Raw genomic sequence first — 21,567 nt, 5'->3', positions numbered from 1 at the left:
CGATCGTCGGGCGGAACCTGACGACGCTGACCCGGCCTCGATCGCCTGCTGTCGGCTTCGGCGTCGGGGGCATGCTTGCCTGCGCGCTCAGTCTGTGACTCGCTGGCGTCCCCGGACGACTGGTGGTGGCGCCCTTCGTTATTCACTGGCCGTGCGCGCGCCGTTACGCGCCGTCCGCGTGCCGCGCGTGCCCCGGGGCGGAGGCGCCGAGCGAGCCGCGCCGAGCACATACGACTTGACCAGATGATTCCAACTGCAGGTGCGGCACACCTCCACCACGTGGACCGAGAACTCCTCGAACCGGGTCGCCAACAACACCAATTCTTCGGCCGTGCGAGCCGAACCCGACACGGCCCCCAGGTGGTCGCCGAACACCCAGGACACCAGCGTCAGCTGTTCCTTCCGGCAGATCGGGCACATCACCTGGCTTGATTTCCCGTGGAACTTCGCGGCACGCAGCAGGTACGGATTCGCGTCACACACCTCGGATACGCCGGTGCGTCCCGAATACACCTCCGCCAGCAGGGAGCGACGCCGAAGCGCGTAGTCCACCACCTGTCGCTGCAGTCGCACGCTGACCAGAGTACGTGCCCTGCGGCAGCACCGACACGCAACCAAAATGTCCGCGCACACGCGCCGCGACTTCGATGACGAGCCGGTCTCGGGCCGGCCAGCCCGCACCAGGGCCCGCACCTGGGTTTGTGACTAACAACGCACCAACAACAGGTTGTGTTGTCGTAAATATATCGACCCGATACTATGAAGCGACGCATTGGTGCGTTGCAGTCCGTCGTAATCAGCCGCGCAAGGGAGGTGACTCGATGCTGGAACTGGCCATCTTGGGCCTGCTCATCGAATCTCCGATGCATGGCTATGAGCTGCGCAAACGTCTGACGGGCTTGCTCGGGGCCTTCCGGGCATTTTCCTACGGCTCCCTGTACCCGGCCCTGCGCCGGATGCAAACCGACGGCCTGATCGCCGAGAATGCGGCCCCGGCCGGCACCCCGGTCCGTCGGGCACGGCGGGTGTACGAACTGACCGAGGCGGGTCGCCAGCGCTTCGCTGAATTGGTCGCCGACACCGGACCCCACAACTACACCGATGACGGCTTCGGCGTACACCTGGCGTTCTTCAACCGCACTCCAGCCGAGGCGCGGATGCGGATCCTGGAGGGCCGTCGCCGCCAGGTCGAGGAACGCCGCGAAGGGCTGCGCGACGCCGTGATGCGGGCCAGCAGCTCATTCGACCGTTACACCCGCCAACTGCATCAGCTCGGGCTCGAGTCCAGCGAGCGCGAGGTCAAGTGGCTCAACGAGCTGATCGCAGCGGAGCGGGCAGCAGAACAAACGTGAACCCCCACACAAGCAGCCGAGAACACCAACGAGAAGAAGGCATGAGGTTAGGAGAACGCCCTATGAGTGAGTACACCGCGTCAGAGGCGTCGGCCGAGGTTCGAGTCGCCATTGTCGGCGTTGGAAACTGCGCGTCCTCGCTGGTTCAGGGCGTTGAGTACTACCACAACGCCGACGAGACATCGACCGTCCCCGGGCTGATGCATGTGAAGTTCGGCCGGTATCACGTCCGCGACGTGAAGTTCGTGGCCGCCTTCGACGTGGACGCCAAGAAGGTCGGCTTCGACCTTTCGGAGGCGATCTTCGCGTCGGAGAACAACACCATCAAGATCGCCGACGTGCCGCCCACCAATGTCACGGTGCAGCGCGGCCCGACGCTCGACGGCATCGGCAAGTACTACGCCGACACCATCGAGCTGTCCGACGCCGAGCCGGTCGACGTGGTGCAGGTGCTCAAGGAGAACAAGGTCGACGTCTTGGTGTCCTACCTGCCGGTGGGCTCCGAAGAGGCCGACAAGTTCTACGCCCAGTGCGCCATCGACGCCGGCGTGGCGTTCGTCAACGCGCTGCCGGTGTTCATCGCCTCGGACCCGGTGTGGGCCAAGAAGTTCACCGACGCGGGCGTGCCGATCGTCGGCGACGACATCAAGAGCCAGGTCGGCGCGACGATCACGCACCGTGTGATGGCCAAGCTGTTCGAGGACCGCGGGGTGCAGTTGGACCGCACCATGCAGCTCAACGTCGGCGGCAACATGGACTTCCTCAACATGCTCGAGCGGGAGCGGCTGGAGTCCAAGAAGATTTCCAAGACTCAGGCCGTGACCTCTAACCTGCAGCGCGAGTTCAAGACCAAGGACGTGCACATCGGCCCGTCCGACCACGTCGGCTGGCTCGACGACCGCAAGTGGGCCTACGTGCGGCTGGAAGGCCGCGCGTTCGGTGACGTGCCGCTGAACCTGGAGTACAAGCTCGAGGTGTGGGACTCGCCGAACTCGGCGGGCGTCATCATCGACGCGGTGCGCGCCGCGAAGATCGCCAAGGACCGCGGCATCGGCGGACCGGTGGTGCCGGCGTCGGCCTACCTGATGAAGAGCCCGCCGCAGCAGCTGCCCGACGACGTCGCGCGCGCTCAGCTCGAAGAGTTCATCGGCGAGGGCTAGTTTCGTTCGGCTCGCGAGCGGAACCGCACTGCGATTTTCGGCTTTGATTTTCGCAGTGCGGTTACGCTCGCGGCTGTGACCGACATTTCCGAGTTCGATCTGCTGTCCGAGAACGCCGAGCAGGCCGGCGTCACGGGCCCGCTGCCCGAAGTAGAGCGGATACACGCGGGGGGCATCAGCGCGTTGCGCTGGGGTCGCACGCCGCGGATCATCTTCCTGCACGGCGGCGGTCAGAACGCGCACACCTGGGATACCGTCATCGTCGGCCTCGGTGAGCCGGCGCTGGCCGTCGACCTCCCCGGCCACGGTCATTCCGACTGGCGCGAGGACGGCGACTACTCGCCGCAGAACAACGCCGCCGCGCTGGCTCCGGTGCTGAGCGAGCTCGCACCGCAGGCCGACCTCGTGGTGGGCATGTCGTTGGGCGGGTTGACCGCGATACGGCTGGCCGCGGTCGCACCGGCCTTGGTGGACGAGCTCGTCCTGGTCGACGTCACCCCCTCCGCGCTGCAGCGGCATGCCGAGCTGACCGCCGAACAGCAGGGCACCGTGGCGCTGATGCACGGCGAGCGGGAGTTCCCCAGCTTCCAAGCGATGCTGGACCTGACGATCGCCGCCGCGCCGCACCGCGAAGTTAAGGCGTTGCGCCGCGGCGTGTTCCACAACTCCCGCCAGCTCGACAACGGCAACTGGACATGGCGCTACGACACCATCCGCAAGGTGCCGGACTTCGACGGCCTGTGGGACGACGTCGACGCCCTCACCGCACCCGTCACCCTGATCCGCGGCGGTACGTCGGGCTTCGTCACCGACGAGGACGCAGCCGAATTAGCTAAGCGCGCAAAGCATTTCCGTGCGGCACATGTGGTGGAGAATTCGGGCCACTCGGTGCAAAGCGACCAGCCGCGCGCGTTGATCGAACTCCTGCGCGGGGTGCTCGGCAAATGACCTCGCTCGTGCGACCCGATCTCCCCATCCGCATCGGGGTGCAGCTGCAGCCGCAGCACGCCCCGCATTACGGCCACATCCGCGACGCCGTTCGCCGCTGCGAGGACATCGGCGTGGACATCGCCTTCACGTGGGATCACTTCTTTCCGCTCTACGGCGATCCCGAGGGCCCACATTTCGAATGCTGGACCGTTCTGGGAGCCTGGGCCGAGCAGACGTCTCGCCTTGAGATCGGCGCGCTGGTGACGTGCAACTCCTACCGCAATCCGGAGCTGCTGGCCGACATGGCCCGCACCGTCGACCACATTTCCGGCGGGCGCCTCATCCTGGGCATCGGATCCGGTTGGAAAGAAAAGGACTACGACGAGTACGGCTACGAGTTCGGCACCGTCGGCAGCCGCCTCGATGACCTGGCGGGCGCGCTGCCCCGGATCAAGTCGCGCCTGGCCAAACTCAACCCGGCACCCACCCGGGAGATCCCGTTGCTGATCGGCGGCAAGGGCCCCCGCAAAACCCTGCGCTTGGTCGCCCAATACGCCGACATCTGGCACGGCTTCACCACCGTCGACACCTACCCCGAGGCGGCCGGCGTGCTGGACGAGCACTGCGCCACCGTCGGCCGGGACCCGGCCACGGTCGAACGCTCCGCCGGGGTGGAGAACAACAGCGGCGTGCGGCGTGGCGAGGGCATCGACGGGTTGATCGCGAACGCCGAGGGCCTCGCCGCCCTGGGCGTCACCCTGCTGACCGTGGGCTGCAACGGCCCGGACTACGACCTCACCGCCGCGGAGGCGCTGTGCCGGTGGCGCGACAAGCGCTAAGTCCGGGTCGGTTCACGTTCGCCTCCGATTCATCCGTCAAACACCTCAACGGCGGCGTCCATTCATGAGAAACTTTGCAGCGCGATGCCGAAGAAATACGGAGTCAAAGAAAAGGACCAGGTTGTCTCGCACATCCTCAACCTGGTCCTGACCGGCAAACTGCGTAGCGGAGACCGCGTCGACCGCAACGAGATCGCGCACGGACTGGGCGTGAGCCGCGTCCCCATTCAAGAAGCTTTGGTCCAACTCGAGCACGACGGCATCGTGTCCACCCGCTACCACCGGGGCGCGTTCGTCGAACGCTTCGACGAAGCCACCGTCCTCGAGCACCATGAACTCGACGGCTTGCTCAACGGGATTGCGTCGGCGCGCGCGGCTGCCAACCCGACACCGCGGATCCTCGGCGAGCTCGATGCGCTGATGCGGGCGCTGCGCAACGCACGGGAACCACGGGCCTTCGTCGACATCGCGTCCGAATATCGATCCACCGTCAACGACGAGTACGCCGGACCGCGCCTGCACGCCACGATCCGTGCCTCGCAAGCTCTCATCCCCCGCATGTTCTGGATGACCCACCAAAACAGCCGGGACGACATGCTGCCGTTCTACGAAGAAGAAAACACCGCGATCCACCGTCGCGACCCGCAAGGCGCGCAGGCAGCTTGCGTCGGCCGCTCGCGCCGAATGGCGGAGATGATGCTGGCCGAGCTGTTTCGGCGCCGAGTGTTCACCCCACCGGAGTCGGCGGAGATCGAAATCCCCGACCCGCTCCGGGTGCCCGCGACCGCCGATGCGGTCCTCGCCGAGCCATCGATCGCGTTGTAGAACAAGCGAGTTTGCCGGCGGCTCGATACCGTATGCGGTGATGAGTTCGTGCGTGGGCCCGCCCGCTTCGCGCCGTCGCCGGCTACTGGCAGTAGCCGCGACCGTATTTATCGTGTTCGGCTCGGCGTCAGCCTCATTGGCTGCACCCGCGTCCGCCGACCGCAACCAATGCGCGCCCGCCGGAGTGAACAGCGCCACCGTGTTGCCGAAAAACCTCACCGAAACCGGCGCCATGGGTCACGACGACGAACACACCACGCCCACGGTCGAACCGCTGAGCTCGGTGCACATCGACACGCTCGGCTTGGGCACGCCGGGGGTGCTGACCGTCGGCACCCTGTCGGACGCGCCGCCGAACATCTGCGTCACCCCCACCGGCCAATTCAGTGGCTTCGACAATCAGCTGTTGCTCGCCATCGCCGGCAAGCTGGGCCTGCAAGTCCGCTTCATCAGCACGGATTTTTCGGCCCTGCTCGCCCAAGTGGCGTCCGGGCGCTTCGACGTCGGCTCGGCGGCGGTCAAGGCCACCGACGCCAGGCGCCGCACGGTGGCGTTCACCAACGGCTACGACTTCGGCTACTACTCGCTGGTGGTCCCGCCCGGCTCGGCGATCACGAAGTTCACCGATCTCCGGGCCGGGCAGCGCATCGGCGTCGTCCAGGGCACCGTCGAGGAGTCCTACGTCGTCGACATTCTGCATCTGCAACCGGTGAAGTATCCCGGCTTCGCCACCGTGTACGCCAGCCTCAAAACGCGTCAGATCGATGCCTGGGTGGCCCCGGGAACGTTGGCGGCCAACGTGATTCGGCCAGGTGACCCGGCGGTGGTGGTGGCGAACACCTTTAGCCTGGGCAACTTCGTCGCCTATGCGGTGGGTCCCGGCAACCAGCCGTTGGTCGACGCCCTGAACTCCGGACTGGATGCCGTGATCGCCGACGGCACCTGGGCACACCTGTATTCCGAATGGGTGCCACGAACCCTGCCGAGTGGCTGGAAACCCGGATCCCTCGCCGCTCCAGCGCCGGCACTGCCCAACTTCGCCGCGATCGCCGCGAGCCACCACCACAAGCCGGTGGGCCCGTCGGCGCCCAAGTCCACGTTCGCGCAGCTGCGCGATTCCTTCTTCGATTGGGACTTGTACAAAGAGGCCATCCCGATGTTGCTCACCGTGGGCCTTCCGAACACCATGATTCTGACCAACAGCGCGCTCGTCATCGGGCTGTTGCTCGGCATGGTCCTCGCAATGGCCGGCAGTTCTCATTCCCGCTGGCTGCGCTGGCCCGCGCGGATCTACACCGATATCTTCCGCGGGCTTCCCGAAGTGGTGATCATCCTCATCATCGGCATGGGAATCGGGCCGCTGGTGGGCGGACTGACGCACAACAATCCCTACCCGCTGGGCATCCTGGCGCTGGGCTGCATGGCTGCCGCGTATATCGGTGAGATTCTGCGAGCCGGCATTCAAAGCGTGGACGCCGGCCAGCTGGAGGCCGCACGTGCCCTCGGGTTCAGCTACTCGTCGGCGATGCGACTGGTGGTGATCCCGCAGGGTATCCGGCGGGTGCTGCCCGCGTTGGTCAATCAGGCGATCTCGTTGTTGAAGGCCTCCGCGCTGGTGTATTTCCTCGGCCTGATCGCCCAGCAGCGCGAGCTGTTCCAGGTTGGCCGCGACCTCAACGCACAGACCGGAAACCTGTCTCCGCTGGTGGCCGCCGGGCTCTTCTATCTGGTGCTGACCATCCCGTTGACACACTTGGTCAACTACATCGATGCGCGGTTGCGGAGCGGCCGCTCGGGCGGCACGCCCGATGACACGGATCTGGTCACGCCGACCTTCCAGGAGATGACATGACGACGGGTCTGACTGGCCGCGCGTCAGTGTCGTTGGCGGCCAAGGACATTCACCAGACCCTCGGTGGCACGCAGGTGCTGCGCGGCGTCGATATCGACATTGCCGCCGGCAGCACCGCCGCCATCGTCGGACCTTCCGGATCGGGGAAGTCCACGCTGCTTCGTACGCTGAACCGCTTGCACGAGCCCGATAGCGGCGACATTCTGCTGGACGGACATTCGGTGCTCGGTGACGATCCCGACGCACTGCGGCAACGCATCGGCATGGTGTTTCAGCATTTCAACCTGTTCCCGCATCTGAGCATCATGAAGAACGTCGCGCTGGCGCCGCGCAAGTTGCTCGGACTGTCGTCGGACGCGGCCCGCGATCTCGCGCTGGCGCAACTCGACCGAGTTGGCCTCAAGCACAAGGCCGGTGCCCGCCCGGGGATGCTGTCGGGGGGCCAACAACAACGGGTGGCGATCGCACGCGCCCTGGCACTGGCGCCGCAAGTGATGCTCTTCGACGAGGCGACCTCAGCGCTGGACCCCGAATTGGTCAAGGGAGTGCTGCAGCTCATCGCCGACCTGGGTCGGGACGGCATGACGATGATCGTTGTCACGCACGAAATGGGCTTCGCCCGCTCGGCGTCAGACACCGTCGTTTTCATGGATCAGGGCAAGGTCCTCGAATCCGGCCCTCCCGAGCAGATCTTCGAGGACGCGCAGACCGAGCGGTTGCAGCGGTTTTTGTCCCAAGTGCTTTGACGATCTAGAACTAGGCGCCGATAGGTCCCTTCCGCACCGCGCGTGTCGGGTTAGACTGCCGACTTATGGCGGACAGCGAACCCACTGGGCGCGAGGTGACCGAGCTTGCCGAGGGCCTGCACCGTGCGCTGTCCAAGCTGTTCTCCATCCTGCGGCGCGGCGACCCCAGCGCGTCGGCTGCGGCCAATGATTTGACGCTGGCGCAGCTTTCCATCCTGGTTACGTTGCTCGATCAGGGCCCCATCCGGATGACGGACCTGGCGGCGCACGAACGGGTGCGGACCCCCACCACCACCGTGGCGATCCGTCGGCTGGAAAAGATCGGTCTGGTGAAACGCTCGCGCGACCCCTCCGACCTGCGGGCCGTGCTGGTCGACATCACCCCGCGCGGGCGGGCGGTGCACGGCGAATCGCTGGCCAACCGGCGCGCGGCGTTGGCCGCTATGCTCAGTCAACTGCCCGAATCGGACCTGAACACGCTGATGAAGGCGCTGGCCCCGCTGGAGCGGCTGGGCTGCTCGGGTGAAGCGCGCTTGAAAGCTCCTGCCACTCAATAAGATTCGCAACGCCAGTAAGCCGGCCAGTAAGCTGGCTGCATGCCAACTGCACTCATCACCGGCGCTGGCGGTGGTATCGGCTCGGCGATCGCCGCGGCGCTGGCCCCGACGCACACCTTGCTGCTGGGCGGCCGGCCGTCTGCCCGGCTCGATGCCGTCGCGGAACGGCTCGGAGCGACCACTTTCCCGCTGGATCTGAGCGACCTGGACACCATCGAGGCCAGCTGTGAAGTCGTCGACGAACTCGCGGTGCTGGTGCACAACGCGGGGGTATCGCTCCCCGGCCGCGTCGGCGATTCGCATGTCGACGAATGGCGCGCCACCTTCGATGTCAATGTCCTTGGAGCGGTGGCGCTTACACTGGCGCTGCTGCCGGCGCTGCGCAGCGGCCGAGGCCACGTGGTGTTCATCAACTCCGGCGCAGGACGCACCGTATCGCCGGGCATGGCTTCGTATTCGGCGAGCAAGTTCGCGTTGCGCGCGTTCGCCGACTCCCTGCGCGACGACGAGCCCGACCTGCGGGTCACCACGGTGTATCCCGGCCGCACCGACACCGCTATGCAGCGTGAACTCATCGCATTCGAGGGCGGCGAGTACGACCCCACCAAGTTCTTGCGGCCCGAAACCGTCGCCGAGGCGGTCGCCCACGCGGTGGCTACCCCACCCGACGGCCACGTGCACGAGGTTGTCATCCGGCCGGGCCGGCGCTAGACGACCAAGTTCACCAACCGGCCGGCGACCACGATCACCTTGCGTGGCTCGGCCCCGGCCAAAAACGCCTGCACCTTCTCGTCGGCCAGGGCGGCGGCTTTCACGGCGTCGTCGTCGGCGTCGGCGGCGACGGTGACCCGCCCCCGCACCTTGCCGTTGACCTGCACCGGGTATTCGACCGTGTCGTCGACGAGATAGGCGGGATCGGCCTCCGGAAACGGACCGTGCGCCAGCGCGGTGGTGTGGCCCAGCCGCAGCCACAGTTCCTCGGCCAGATGCGGCGCCAGCGGCGCCACCATGAGCACCAGCGGCTCGACCGCCGCGCGGGGCGCCGAGTCCCGGTACTTTTTGGTGAGGTGGTTGGTGTACTCGATCAGCTTGGCCGCTGCGGTGTTATTGCGCAGTGCGGCATAGTCTTCGGCGACTCCGGCGATGGTGCGGTGCAACGCGCGCAGGGTGTTGGTGTCCAGGCTGGGTGCATCGACCACGCTGGCTTCGCCGGTCTGCTCGTCGATCGCCAACCGCCATACCCGCTGCAGAAAACGGTGCGCGCCCACGACATCCTTGGTGGCCCACGGACGGGAGGCCTCCAACGGCCCCATCGACATCTCGTACACCCGCAGCGTGTCCGCACCGTAGGCATCGCAGATCTCGTCGGGGGAGATCGAATTCTTCAGGCTCTTACCGATTTTCCCGAATTCCTGAAAGACCTCGATCTCGCCGTCGGGCCCCGGGTAGAAGAACCGGTCGCCGCGCTCGATCACCTCGGCGGCCGGTACATAGGACCCGCGGGCATCGGTGTACGCAAAGGCCTGAATGTAGCCCTGATTGACCAGCCTGCGGAACGGCTCGGCGGAACTGACGTGACCGAGGTCGTATAACACCTTGTGCCAGAACCGCGCGTACAGCAGGTGCAGCACCGCGTGCTCGGCCCCGCCGACGTACAGGTCGACACCGCCGGGATCGTTCGGGCCGTGCTCGGCCGGCCGCGGGCCCATCCAGTACGCCTCGTTTTCCTTGGCACAGAACCGGTCTGAGTTGTGCGGATCGGTGTAACGCAGTTCGTACCACGAGCTGCCGGCCCACTGCGGCATCACGTTGGTGTCGCGGCTGTAGGGCTTCAGGCCGTCGCCCAGATCCAACTCCACGTGCACCCAGTCGGTCGCCTTGGCCAGCGGCGGCGATGGTTCGCTGTCGGCGTCGTCGGGATCGAACAACACCGGCGAATAGTCGGCCACGTCGGGCAGTTCAACGGGCAGTGCGGACCCGGCGAGGGCATGCGGGCGCTCGTCCTCGTCATAGACAATGGGAAACGGTTCGCCCCAATACCGTTGCCGCGCGAAAAGCCAGTCACGCAGCCTGAATTCGATGCGGGCCCGGCCGCGCCCCTCGGCTTCCAGGCGCGCGGTGATGGCTGCCTTGGCCTCCTCGACGTTCATTCCGTCGAGGTAATCGGAGTTCACCAGCGCGCCGTCGCCGGTGTGTGCGGCCTCCGAAATATCGCCGCCGGCAATCACTTCCAGAACCGGCAGGTGAAATTCGTGGGCGAAGTCCCAGTCCCGCTGGTCATGGCCGGGTACCGCCATGATCGCCCCGGTGCCATACCCGGCCAAGACGTAGTCGGCGATGAAGATCGGGACGGGTTTGTCGTTGGCCGGGTTGGTCGCGTAGCTGCCCAGAAAGACGCCGGTCTTTTCCTTGCTTTCCTGCCGTTCCAGGTCTGATTTGGCCGCGATCGCCCGGCGGTAGGCCGCGACGGCCTCGCCCGGCGTGGCGGCGCCGTAGGTCCAGTGCGGGTCGGTGCCGTCCGGCCACGCGGTGGCGACCAACTCGTCGACCAGGTCGTGTTCGGGGGCCAGCACCAGGTAGGTGGCACCGAACAGGGTGTCGGGCCGGGTGGTGAACACGTCGATATCGACCTGCCCGTGCGCAGTGGTGGCCGCAAACAGCGCCGTCGCGCCGGTGGAGCGACCGATCCAGTTGCGTTGCATGGTTTTGACCTGCTCCGGCCAATCCAGCAGGTCGAGGTCGTCGAGCAGCCGGTCGGAATAGGCCGTGATGCGCATCATCCACTGCCGCAACCGTTTCCGGAACACCGGGAAGTTGCCGCGGTCACTGCGGCCGTCGGCGGTGACTTCCTCGTTGGCCAGCACCGTGCCCAGGCCCGGGCACCAGTTCACCATGGAGTCCGCCCGATACACCAACCGATGGCCGTCGATGACGTCGGCCCGCTCGCCCACCGACAGCGTGGCCCAGTCCCGCCCGTCCTCGAGTTGGCGTGCCCCGGAATCGTATTCGGCGATCAGCTCGGCGATCGGGCGGGCCTTGCCGGCCTCGCGGTCAAACCACGCGTTGTAGATCTGCAGGAAGATCCATTGGGTCCACTTGTAGAAATCGGCATCGGTGGTCGAGAAGCTTCGCCGGCTGTCGTGGCCCAGCCCGAGCCGGCCCAGTTGGCGGCGGAAGTTTTCGATGTTGGCTTCGGTCCTGGTGCGCGGATGGGTGCCGGTCTGCACGGCGTACTGCTCGGCCGGCAGCCCGAAGGCGTCGAACCCCAACGCGTGCAGCACATTACGGCCGTTCATCCGGAAGTACCGCGCGTAGACGTCGGTCGCGATGTAGCCCAGCGGGTGCCCGACGTGCAGGCCGTCGCCCGAGGGATAGGGAAACATGTCCTGGACGAACAACTTGTCGGGGGGCACCCCGGCACCATCCGTCGGAGCCAGGTCGCCGACCGGGTTGGGCACGTGGAACGTGCCCAGCCGGGCCCAGTTCTGCTGCCAGCTGCTCTCGATGCGGCTCGCCAGCTCCGCCGTGTAGCGGAAGGGCGGCGCATCGGAGTCCAACTGAACAGGTTCGGTCACGTCACACAGGGTATAAGGGCGACGCGCCGCAGCCGTCGGGCACAGGTTGATCTCGGTTCCGTTGCGCAAGATCAGAGCTTCATCCCAGGTCTATTGCAAGCCTGTCCACCGCGTCTGACCACTAGTTACATTCAGCCTCTAGCGAGCTTCGGGCGCTGACGCCCGACATTTCGGAAGGGTCGACGCAGATGATTGAGATTGCCCGTACATGGCGGGTACTCGGTGGGGGTCTGGTCGCCGGGGTGATCGGTGTCACCGCGTTCGCGGGCGCCACCGCGTCGGCGGATCCGCTGGTTCCCACACCCCCCGCTCCCGCGGTGCCCAGGGTGCAGGCGGCGGCCCCCGTGGCCCCCGTGGCCCCCGCGTCCCCGGTCGCGACCGGCAACAGCGCCGTCGTTCCCCCGACGGCGTCCTACCCGGGCGCCTCGGCCGCTCCCGGTAACGCCGCCGCGGCGGCCCCGCTGCCGCCGACGGTGACCACCCCGGTGACCGGCACGCTGCGCGACTACCTGCAGTCCAAGGGCGTGAAGCTGGTGGCGCAGAAGCCCGACGGGTTCAAGGCTCTGGACATCACCCTGCCGGTCCCGCCGCGCTGGACCCGGGTTCCGGACCCCAACGTGCCCGACGCCTTCGCAGTCATCGCCGACCGGCTCGGCAGCAGCATATATACGTCAAACGCGCAGGTGGTGGTGTACAAGCTGGTCGGTAACTTCGATCCCCGCGAGGCCATCACGCACGGCTTCGTGGACAGCCAGCAACTGGCCGCGTGGCAGACCACCAACGCCTCGCAGGCCGATTTCGGCGGGTTTCCGTCCACGGTCATCGAGGGCACCTACCGCCAGAACGACATGACGCTGAACACCTCGCGGCGCAACGTCATCGCCACGTCGGGGCCAGACAAGTACCTGGTCTCGTTCTCGGTGACCACCGACGCCGCGCAGGCGGTGGCCGATGGCCCCGCGACCGATGCCATCATCAACGGCTTCCGGGTGACCGTGCCGGGCGCGCCGGCGCCGGCTCCGGTCGCCACGCCCACGCCGGCTCCGGTTGCGACGCCGACGCCGGCTCCGGTCGGGTTGCCCGCGCAGGCACCCCCGGCCGCGACGTCGCCGATGGCCGCCCAACAGCCCGCCCAACAACCGCAGCCCAACCCGCTGGCGGCGTTGGTGCCCGGTCTGCCGCCGCTGCCGAATCTGCACCTGAACCTGCTGGGATCGCCTCGCTGATTCGGAATCCGCGGCGATAGCCGGCGGAGCCGGGCACGCCGGTCGCGCACCGGACTCGTATTGTGAGCCCATGTTGATCGCGGGCGTGCTGTGCATGTGTGCGGCGGTGGCGTCGGCCGGGTTCGGCACCTGGTCGCTCGCCCACGGGCCGGCTCCCAGTCCGGCCGACACGACAGCGGTGGCGTTGCGCGCGATGGCGCCGACGCAGTTGGCGGCGGCGATCATGCTGGGCGCCGGCGGACTGGTGGCGCTGGTGGCGTCGGCGCATACCGCGCTGGTGGTGCTGATCGTGTGTGTCCTCGGCGCCCTGGGCACGCTGGCCGCCGGCTCCTGGCAGAGCGCCCGATTCGCGCTGCGCCGGGAAGCGCTCGCCGAGGACTGCACGGGCGACTGCGCCGGCTGCACCCTGTCCTGCCACTGAGCCCGCACCCTGTCGTTTTGAGGCGGCTCCGGGCGCTTCCCGTCGACGGCTTCCTGCTGTTGCTGGCGGCGACGGTGGCTCTTGCCGCCCTTCTGCCCGCCAACGGATCGGCCGGCGAGGCCGTGTCCGGCGCGGCGAAAGCGGCGATCGCCGTGCTGTTCTTCCTCTACGGCGCCCGGTTGTCGCCGCAGCAAGCCTGGCACGGGGTGCGGCAATGGCGACTGCACCTGCTGGTGCTGGCCACCACCTTCGTGATCTTCCCGCTCCTCGGGCTGGCCTGCTGGGCTCTGGTGCCCGCGCTGCTGACCGATGACCTCTATGCCGGGCTACTGTTTTTGTGCCTCGTCCCGTCCACCGTGCAGTCCTCGATCGCGTTCACCTCGATCGCGCGCGGTCACGTGTCGGCGGCCATTGTCAGCGCCTCGTTGTCCAACATCCTGGGTGTGGTGCTGACCCCGCTGCTGGTGGTGCTGTTGATGAACCATCCGGGCGCGCCCCCCGTCACCGGCCGCGCGCTCGGCGACATCGTGGTGCAGCTGCTGCTGCCGTTCGCGGCCGGACAGTTGGCGCGGCCGTGGATCGCCGCGGCGTTGACGCGGCACGCCGCGCTGCTCAAGGTGGTCGACCGCGGTTCCATTCTGCTGGTGGTCTACACCGCTTTTTCGATGGGCGTGATCGAGGGGATCTGGCTCAGCGTCGGTGGCTGGCAGTTGATCACGGTCGTCGTCGTCGCCACCGTGCTGCTCGCCGTGGTGCTCGTCGTCACCTGGTTGATCGGCGGATGGGCCGGGTTCGAGCGCGGCGACAAGATCGTGCTGCTGTTCTGCGGCTCGAAAAAGAGCCTGGCATCCGGACTTCCGATGGCGCTCGTGTTGTTCCCTTCCGCCACAGTCGGTTTGAGCATGTTGCCGCTGATGATTTTTCACCAGATTCAGCTGGTGGTGTGCTCGGTGATCGCCAGCAGGCTGGGGCGCCAACAGCTGGAGGAAGTGGCCTAGTTGCGGCTCACGTCGATCGGGTGTGTGGCAAGCAACGCCAACGGCAGCGGTTGCCGGCGCAGCACCTGACCCCACAGATCGGTTCTCGGACCGACCAGAAGGTCAGAAGGCAACGCCGACAACACAATCCAATCGTCGCGCTCGATTTCGCCCTCCAGCTGACCGATGGTCCAGCCGGAATAGCCGGCGAAGATGCGCACCCCCTCGACCAGTGGCGCGATCAGATCCGGTTCGGCGTCCAAGTCGACCATCACCATCCGGCCGGCCACGTGCCGCAGGCCCGGCACACCGTCCGGGTCCGCTCCCACCCGCAGGGTGGCGAGGCACAGCGCGGCGTCTCGCTTCACCGGCCCGCCGATGAACATCGTCTTGGGCTTCGTCGCCAGTTTGGCCCACTGCGGCAGCACGTTATAGACCGCGGTCTCGCTGGGACGGTTGAGCACAACGCCCAACGTGCCGCCGTCGTTGTGTTCGACGATGTAGATCACGCTGCGCCGAAACGTCGGCTCGAGAAGATCCGTGTTGGCAAGCAGCAACGTACCCGCACGCACCCGCTGGGCGGCGGGGGCGATGTAGTCCTCTGGGTCCTCGGGCGGGGGCACCCCACCATCATGGCACCCCGAAGGGGTGTCCCCCGGTTAAACGATGACGTCGCACAAATATTTGTACTGTGGTTGAGGCGTCGAATCCCCCATCGCGCCGAATCGTCGGAAGTTGGCTGTGTGACTGGATCTCGGATGCACGCGCGTGCGCCCGTCCACCTGTGGCGGCTGGTGCGCAGCATGCCCGATTTCTGGCGGCTGCTGCAGGTACGCATGGCCAGTCAGTTCGGTGAGGGGTTGTTCCAGGCCGCGCTGGCGGGGGCGCTGCTGTTCAATCCCGACCGGGCCGCCGACCCGATGGCGATCGCGGGCGCCTTCACCGTGCTGTTCCTGCCCTACTCGCTGCTCGGGCCCTTCGCCGGCGCGTTGATGGACCGCTGGGATCGACGGCTGGTGATCGTCGGCGCGAACGCGGGCCGGGCGGTGCTGGTCGCCGTGATCGGCGTGATCCTGGCCGTCGGGGCCGGCGAACTGCCGCTGCTGATCGCGGCGCTTCTCACCAACGGCCTGTCGCGGTTCGTCATGTCCGGCCTGGCGGCGGCGCTGCCCGACGTGGTACCCCGCGACGAGGTGGTCACGATGAACTCGGTGGCCACCGCGACCGGCGCCGTCATGGCGTTCCTGGGCGCCAACTTCATGCTCGTGCCGCGCTGGATCGTCGGGGCGGGCGACCGCGGCTCCTCGGTGATCGTCTTCCTCGTCGCGATCCCGGTACTGATCGCATTGCTGCTGGCCTGGCGCTTTGGCCCCGGCGTGCTGGGCCCCGACGACTCCCGTCGCGCGATCCATGGGTCGGTGGCCTACGCGGTGATCATGGGCTGGCTGCACGGGGCGCGCACGGTGCTGCAACGCCCGACCGTTGCCGCCACGTTGTCCGGCCTGGCCGCGCACCGCATGGTGGTGGGGATCAACTCGCTGGTGATGCTGGTGCTGGTCCACCATTTGCGAGATCCCGCGATCGGCGGGCTGGGCACCGCGCTGCTGTTTTTCGGTGCGTCGGGCCTGGGCGCCTTCCTGGCCACGGTGTTGACGCCGGTGTCGGTGCGGCGCTGGGGGCGCTATGCCACGGCCAACGGCGCGCTGCTAGCCTCGGCGGTCATCCAGGTCGCGGCCGCCGGACTGGTACTCCAGATCATGGTGGTGTGCAGCTTTTTCCTCGGCATCTCCGGCCAGGTGATCAAGCTGTGCGCCGATTCCGCGATCCAGATGGACGTCGACGACGCGCTGCGGGGGCACGTCTTCGCCGTGCAGGATGCGCTGTTCTGGGTGATGTTCATCGCCGCGATCACCGTGGCCGCGACCCTGATTCCCGACGACGGCCGCGCGCCCGCGTTCGTGGTGGCCGGGTCGGTGCTGTATGTGATCGGCCTGCTGGCCCACACCACCTTCATGCGCTCGGCGCGCCGACAACCTGCGAGGCAATGATGGCTGGACCCGGACCCGTGGTGGCTGACCTGCGCGCCGAAAGCGACGACCTGGACGCGTTGGTGGCGGCGCTTGCACCGGACCGCTGGGCCGCTCCGACGCCCGCGCCGGGCTGGACCATCGCCCACCAGGTCGGGCACCTGTTGTGGACCGACCGGGTCGCGCTGCTGTCGATCACCGACGAGGCCGGGTTCGCCTCGACGTTGGCCGCGGCGGCGACCGACCCGGGTGGTTTCGTCGACGCGGGCGCCGAGGAGCTGGCGTCGGTACCGCCGGCCGAGCTGCTCGCCGACTGGCGGGAGACCCGCGCGCGCCTGCACGACGCGCTGCTGACGGTTGCCGACGGCCGCAAACTGCCGTGGTTCGGCCCGCCGATGAGCGCGGCGTCGATGGCCACCGCGCGGCTGATGGAGACCTGGGCGCACGGGCTCGACGTCGCCGACGCCCTCGGCGTGCAACGGCCCGCCACCGACCGGCTGCGGTCCATCGCGCACATCGGCGTGCGGACCCGGGACTACGCGTTCGTCGTCAACAACCTGACTCCGCCGAGCGAGCCATTCCTGGTCGAGCTGCGCGGGCCTTCCGGCGATGTCTGGTCCTGGGGACCGTCGGATGCGGCGCAACGCGTGACGGGGTTGGCCGAGGACTTCTGTTTCCTGGTCACTCAACGCCGCCCGCTGGCCACCTTAGACATCACGGCCGAGGGCGCCGACGCGCAGCACTGGCTGACGATTGCGCAGGCCTTCGCCGGGCCTCCGGGTCCGGGGCGCTGAACGCGTGCGTCGCTTGAGCACCGTCCGCCGACCCATAGGTGACTTTCAAATGCGCTATCACCGCTGATACTTCATGAACCGCCTACGGGCTGTCGCCACCACGCCCGGTCGACGGCATCCCCACCAAAACTCCCTCGACCGCTTCGTCCGCGCTGAGCAGCAGACCCCTCCCCGGCGGCAGCGCTTGAGCGCGGACCAACCGATTGATTCTGTTTTGCGGATCGTTGTCCATGTACAGCTGGGCTACCTTCGCTGAAGTCTGGAACCTGATCCACGGATCCATTTGCAGCGTCGCAAAATTCGCGCTATTGCGCGTCATGAACACGTGCAGACCGATCTGTCGGGCGCGTTCCATCAGCATCCACAGCGCCGCGCCCACCGGCGGCTTAGCCGGGTAACTCTGCTCCTTGCGCAGATCCTGCACGTCGTCGATGAGAACGAAATGCCGGGATCCCTCCCACGGCTTGAGGGCGCGCAGCTCCTCCTGGCTCAAACCCTTGGGAGGGAGCCGCGGCAACAAGATCTGTTGGGCCAGTTGGGTTATCACCTCGTCGATCTCGTCTTGGTCGTAGGCGTAGGCACGGACGTAGCCCGGACCGTGCAGATCTCTCAGCCCGTGCGCGGCCGTTTTGGGGTCGATCAGCGTGAGTTGGGCCTCCTGCGGGCTGAACCGGCTCATGATCGCCTCACCAATGGCCATCAGCGCGGTCGTCTTGCCGCAGCCCTGCCGGCCCAGAATCACCATTCCCGGGCTTTCCCGGAGACCGATGGGAACCGGACCCAGTTGGTGCCGTTCGCCGATCGCGAAGGCGATCGACAGCTCATCACCGCGGGGGTGCGCCGCTTCGTGCGTGAGGATCGCCTGTAGTTCCACGCGCTGCGGCAGCCGCTGCAGGTTGGCATGCTTGGTCACCCCGGCGACCTCGGCGACGCGCGCGCCGACGTCGGTAACCTCGAGCGGCATGCCGGTGTCAGGGTTGACCAACACCGGCACACCCACCCGCAGCTCGTGGAGGCTGTCGGTCAAACCGAAGCCGGGACGGTTCAACGTCCGCCGAGCCGCTTCCCGTGACTCGAGCGACGAGTGGCCCATCTGGCTCTCGCTGGGATCGGCCAACCGCAACTGGATTCGCGCGGTCACATTCTGCAGCAGGCTCTGTCTTTGTCCGTGAATCCAGCCTCCGGCGCTACACATCACGTGCACCCCGTACTCGGGGCCGCGGCTACTCAGCGAGATGATGCGATCGCCCAGCAGGTTGTCCATCGCGTAGAGGCCGTCGTAGTCGTCGAGCACCACGAAGACGTCGCCGAACGGGTCATTGGGATCGGTGCCGCCCAACCCGTCACTGCCTGGCCCGAATCGCCGCTCGCGAAATCCGTCGAGGTCAATCTTGGCTTGCCGGAACGCATTTTCGCGCGCATCGATCAGCGCGTCCATGCTGCTCAGGATGCGCTCGATGCCTTCGTAGTCCTTCGGCGACACAATGTCGGTGACGTGCGGCAGCGAGGCAACCTGGGCCAAGGTCGCACCCCCGACGCAGAAGAACGTCACCCTCGACGGGCTGTACATCGTTGCCGCAGAACACATCAGGGTCATCAACGTGGTCGTCTTGCCGCACTGTTTGGCGCCGACCACGATGATGTTGCTGCGCAGCGCATCAATGGCGTACACGACCTGCTTGGATTCCTCGGGGATATCCATCACGCCCACCGGAAAAGTCAGTCCCGAGTTCTGACCGTAGTCGGCATGCCATGGCTTGCCCCGGTAGCCGGCGACCAGAGCGTCGACCGGCTCGGGGTCGTCCAGCGGTTCCAACCACGGCCGCCGCGGTGATCGGTGCGGCACGTTCTGCAGCGACTCCCGCAACACGTCCACGATCTTTTTCCGCTTGAAACCGTCTTCGTGATAGAGGAATTCGTCAGGCTCGGTGTCGACGGCGGCGGCGGCTTCCAGTGCCGCGGCGTCGGGGGCGTCCAACGGTTGGTACTGCCAGTTGTACAGCCGCGGCTTCGTCAAGGTCATATCGACGGTGGTAGACATTTCGCTCACCTTCGGCACCACGAACGGTGCCGACAGGTAGAAGCATCGAAACGGTTCCAGGTCGCGCGGCCCGACCTTCAACAGTGCGAAGCCGTTTTCCTTCGACGGCAGATGATAGGCAGCGTCCGACCCGATCACTTCCCGGCTATCGTCGCCGGACTCCGCGCGCAACGCGATCCGAAAGGCGATGTTGGACTTGACTTTTTGCAACGAAGACAGGTCCAGGCGCTGTCCGCCCAGCATGAAGAAGACGTTGGCGCCGCGGCCCTCCTGGCCGATGTGGATGATGAGGTTGATCCACTTCTCGTGATTGGCGAACAACTCGAGATATTCGTCGACGATCACCAACAGCACCGGCACCGGTGGCAGGTCGCGTCCGGCCAGTCGGATCTCCTCGTAGTCGTTGGCATCGCGCGCCCCAACGGATGTGAACAGTTCATAGCGCTGCTTGATCTCACCATCGATCACCCGGCGCATCCGTTCCGCCAGATGCCGCTCGTCCTTGCCGAGGTTCGACAACGCGGCCACCACATGGGGAAGGCCAAGGATGTCCTGGGCCGCCGATTCGAATTTCATATCGACAAAGATGACGTTGAATGTCTCTGGGGAGTGCGTCAGCGCGATCCCGTAGACCAGCGACAGAAAGAATTCCGATTTGCCCGATCCGCTGGTGCCGATGACTACCGAGTGGAACCCGAAGCCACCGAAGTCTTTTGCGCGGATGATGATGTTTTGCAGCTCGCCATTGGGTTTAGCGCCGACCGGGATTTCCGACCACCGCTCGTCGCCGCGGCCGCGGCGTTCGGCCCACAGCCGGTCGACGTCCAATTCCCGCGGGTCGCTGATGCCCAGCGCACGCAACAACTCGGCGGCGCCGCTGGTGGAATCGGCGATCTCGCTGCGACTCGTGGGTGACCACCGCGCCATCGCCCGCGCATACCGGTAGGCCCGCGGAATCGACAACTGGTCGGCATGGGCGAAGAACTTGCCGCGCGCTCGCAGCAATGGCGCGGGGCGTCCGTCTTCGTTGTCGGGGCCGGCGCCGTTCCTGCTGGCTTTGCCGGTGACGGTTGCCTCGGCCATCTCTAGAATCTGACCTTCGCCGAAGCCGACCCCGATGCCCGCGCGAGACGCGATGCGCAGCAAAGTAATTCCGGCCTTGCCGACCTGTCCGACTACGCTTTCCCACGCATCTGGACTGCCGGTGTTGTCGTCGACGATCACCAGGTGTGGTCCCAAAATCGCGGTGTCAGTGCCTGGCCCGGTTTCCAGCGCCGAGCCCATTGCGGTCGGGCTGGCCGCTGCGAGTGGCGTCCACGCGCCACGCTTACCCTTCATGTGCAGCTCAGCGCCCAAGGCCTCTTCCAGCTCCTCGGGTGTGGCAAATATCAGGCGCCGCCAACCGCACGCATCGAACAGTTCGTCGTGCAAGTTGTGCGGCAGCCAGACCATCCACGACCAGACTTCGGGGTTTCTTGTTACCACCATCAACTTGACGTCGCGCGGATTGTGGAACACCGCAAGGGAACACAACACGGAACGCATCAGGGACCGGACTCGATCCAGGTCCTCGCTGACGAAGCTGAACCCGGGCGCCGACCGGAGGTTCAACACTTTGGCGATATCGCGAATCTTGCGCTGTTCCAAGATGAAATCGCGCAGCGCCTGCCCGGTGACCGGCTCGAGTTCCTCGTCGGAGGCGATGTCGGGCCACGTCACCGACAGCACCGAATCCGGTGCGTGCTGAACGCCGGTCCCCACCCGCACCTCGAGGAAGTCGACGTCGCCGCGGCCGCGTTCCCACATCCGCGGGCCGCCGATAATCGCGCCGAGCCCCCGTGGATCGGAGTGCACCGACTGCTGCCATTGACGTTGCGCGCACACGGCGGCCTGAATCTCGTCGCGGGTGGTGTCGAGGTCGCGCAGGTAGCGGCGGCGGCCCTTTTCCATTTCGCCCCAGGTGATTTTGCGCGCCCGCCCAAGCCGTCCGGAAAACGCCAGCATGCTGAACGCACCGATACCCATCAGCGGAAAGAAGCCGGTGGACAAGCTGCGCACACCGGACACGTAGAGCATCACGATGGTGCCGATCAGCGCGATGATCAGCGCCGGCACGCCGATCATCACCCAAATGTTGCGCGGCTCGCGTTCCGGCAGCGCGATCGGCGCAGCCGGTGCAACCCGAACCGGTTTCGGCGGCTCGATTTTGACGCGATTGATGGGAAACGATCTCTTCGACATTTCG

Annotated in this window: 18 protein-coding genes; 14 read left to right on the top strand and 4 right to left on the bottom strand. The window is 66.6% G+C overall.

Annotated features, from left to right (window positions below):
- Window positions 1-138: 138 nt before the first annotated feature.
- The gene (locus tag G6N66_RS26890; protein ID WP_085233900.1) at window positions 139-573 is read right to left on the bottom strand and encodes a DUF5318 family protein; all 435 of its coding nucleotides are present in this window, start codon (window positions 571-573) and stop codon (window positions 139-141) included.
- Window positions 574-821: 248 nt separating this feature from the next.
- On the opposite strand from G6N66_RS26890, the gene G6N66_RS26885 reads away from it, so the two are divergent.
- The 9 genes from G6N66_RS26885 (at window position 822) to G6N66_RS26845 (ending at window position 8,972) form a co-directional block, all read left to right on the top strand.
- Window positions 822-1,352, top strand: coding sequence for a PadR family transcriptional regulator (locus tag G6N66_RS26885; protein WP_085233899.1), 531 nt, complete (start codon window positions 822-824; stop codon window positions 1,350-1,352).
- Window positions 1,353-1,414: 62 nt separating this feature from the next.
- The gene (locus G6N66_RS26880; RefSeq protein ID WP_085233898.1) at window positions 1,415-2,512 is read left to right on the top strand and encodes an inositol-3-phosphate synthase; all 1,098 of its coding nucleotides are present in this window, start codon (window positions 1,415-1,417) and stop codon (window positions 2,510-2,512) included.
- 75 nt (window positions 2,513-2,587) lie between these two features.
- A complete protein-coding gene (locus G6N66_RS26875) occupies window positions 2,588-3,460 on the top strand; it encodes an alpha/beta fold hydrolase (protein ID WP_139825296.1) in 873 nt (290 codons plus the stop codon).
- Complete coding sequence (locus G6N66_RS26870; protein WP_085233896.1) at window positions 3,457-4,281, top strand: LLM class F420-dependent oxidoreductase; 825 nt, start codon at window positions 3,457-3,459, stop codon at window positions 4,279-4,281. Before G6N66_RS26875 ends, G6N66_RS26870 begins: the two co-directional genes overlap by 4 nt.
- Before the next feature lie 84 nt (window positions 4,282-4,365).
- Window positions 4,366-5,106 carry a GntR family transcriptional regulator gene (locus G6N66_RS26865; protein ID WP_085233895.1) on the top strand — a complete coding sequence of 247 codons (741 nt, stop codon included), beginning with the start codon at window positions 4,366-4,368 and terminating at the stop codon, window positions 5,104-5,106.
- Between the two features lie 40 nt (window positions 5,107-5,146).
- Window positions 5,147-6,958 carry an ABC transporter substrate-binding protein/permease gene (locus G6N66_RS26860; protein ID WP_085233894.1) on the top strand — a complete coding sequence of 604 codons (1,812 nt, stop codon included), beginning with the start codon at window positions 5,147-5,149 and terminating at the stop codon, window positions 6,956-6,958.
- Window positions 6,955-7,704, top strand: a complete 750-nt coding sequence (locus G6N66_RS26855; protein WP_085233893.1) for an amino acid ABC transporter ATP-binding protein — start codon at window positions 6,955-6,957, stop codon at window positions 7,702-7,704. The genes G6N66_RS26860 and G6N66_RS26855 overlap by 4 nt, the downstream gene beginning before the upstream one ends.
- A 65-nt stretch (window positions 7,705-7,769) precedes the next feature.
- Complete coding sequence (locus G6N66_RS26850) at window positions 7,770-8,261, top strand: MarR family winged helix-turn-helix transcriptional regulator (protein ID WP_085233892.1); 492 nt, start codon at window positions 7,770-7,772, stop codon at window positions 8,259-8,261.
- 39 nt (window positions 8,262-8,300) lie between these two features.
- Window positions 8,301-8,972 carry an SDR family oxidoreductase gene (locus G6N66_RS26845; protein WP_085233891.1) on the top strand — a complete coding sequence of 224 codons (672 nt, stop codon included), beginning with the start codon at window positions 8,301-8,303 and terminating at the stop codon, window positions 8,970-8,972.
- On the opposite strand, the gene leuS is transcribed toward G6N66_RS26845, so the two are convergent.
- Window positions 8,969-11,845: a leucine--tRNA ligase gene (leuS, locus tag G6N66_RS26840; RefSeq protein ID WP_139825309.1), complete on the bottom strand. Its 2,877-nt coding sequence runs from the start codon at window positions 11,843-11,845 to the stop codon at window positions 8,969-8,971. The two genes, G6N66_RS26845 and leuS, sit on opposite strands and share 4 nt — an antisense overlap.
- 179 nt (window positions 11,846-12,024) lie before the next feature.
- Here leuS and G6N66_RS26835 point away from each other — a divergent pair, with 179 nt between their 5' ends.
- The 3 genes from G6N66_RS26835 (at window position 12,025) to G6N66_RS26825 (ending at window position 14,481) form a co-directional block, all read left to right on the top strand.
- Window positions 12,025-13,062: an LpqN/LpqT family lipoprotein gene (locus G6N66_RS26835; protein ID WP_085233889.1), complete on the top strand. Its 1,038-nt coding sequence runs from the start codon at window positions 12,025-12,027 to the stop codon at window positions 13,060-13,062.
- Between the two features lie 70 nt (window positions 13,063-13,132).
- Window positions 13,133-13,483: a hypothetical protein gene (locus G6N66_RS26830; protein ID WP_085233888.1), complete on the top strand. Its 351-nt coding sequence runs from the start codon at window positions 13,133-13,135 to the stop codon at window positions 13,481-13,483.
- 17 nt (window positions 13,484-13,500) lie between these two features.
- The gene (locus G6N66_RS26825) at window positions 13,501-14,481 is read left to right on the top strand and encodes a bile acid:sodium symporter family protein (protein ID WP_085233887.1); all 981 of its coding nucleotides are present in this window, start codon (window positions 13,501-13,503) and stop codon (window positions 14,479-14,481) included.
- On the opposite strand, the gene G6N66_RS26820 is transcribed toward G6N66_RS26825, so the two are convergent.
- Window positions 14,478-15,083: a YqgE/AlgH family protein gene (locus G6N66_RS26820; protein ID WP_085233886.1), complete on the bottom strand. Its 606-nt coding sequence runs from the start codon at window positions 15,081-15,083 to the stop codon at window positions 14,478-14,480. The genes G6N66_RS26825 and G6N66_RS26820 overlap by 4 nt on opposite strands.
- A 135-nt stretch (window positions 15,084-15,218) precedes the next feature.
- Between G6N66_RS26820 and G6N66_RS26815 the strand changes: the two genes are divergently transcribed.
- Both G6N66_RS26815 and G6N66_RS26810 read left to right on the top strand, forming a co-directional pair.
- Entirely contained in the window at window positions 15,219-16,508 is a 1,290-nt protein-coding gene (locus G6N66_RS26815) for an MFS transporter (protein WP_085233885.1), read from the top strand.
- The gene (locus G6N66_RS26810; RefSeq protein ID WP_085233884.1) at window positions 16,508-17,281 is read left to right on the top strand and encodes a TIGR03084 family metal-binding protein; all 774 of its coding nucleotides are present in this window, start codon (window positions 16,508-16,510) and stop codon (window positions 17,279-17,281) included. The genes G6N66_RS26815 and G6N66_RS26810 overlap by 1 nt, the downstream gene beginning before the upstream one ends.
- Window positions 17,282-17,363: 82 nt before the next feature.
- Here the strand turns inward: G6N66_RS26810 and eccCa are convergent, their stop codons facing one another.
- Window positions 17,364-21,563 (bottom strand): type VII secretion protein EccCa, encoded by a 4,200-nt coding sequence (eccCa, locus tag G6N66_RS26805; RefSeq protein WP_085233883.1) that lies wholly within the window; start codon window positions 21,561-21,563, stop codon window positions 17,364-17,366.
- Window positions 21,564-21,567 lie beyond the last annotated feature (4 nt).

It is taken from the genome of Mycobacterium conspicuum (genome assembly GCF_010730195.1).
GTDB lineage: Bacteria > Actinomycetota > Actinomycetes > Mycobacteriales > Mycobacteriaceae > Mycobacterium > Mycobacterium conspicuum.
The sequence above is the reverse complement of the archived record's forward strand: the minus strand, read 5'-3'. Positions and strand labels throughout refer to the sequence as shown.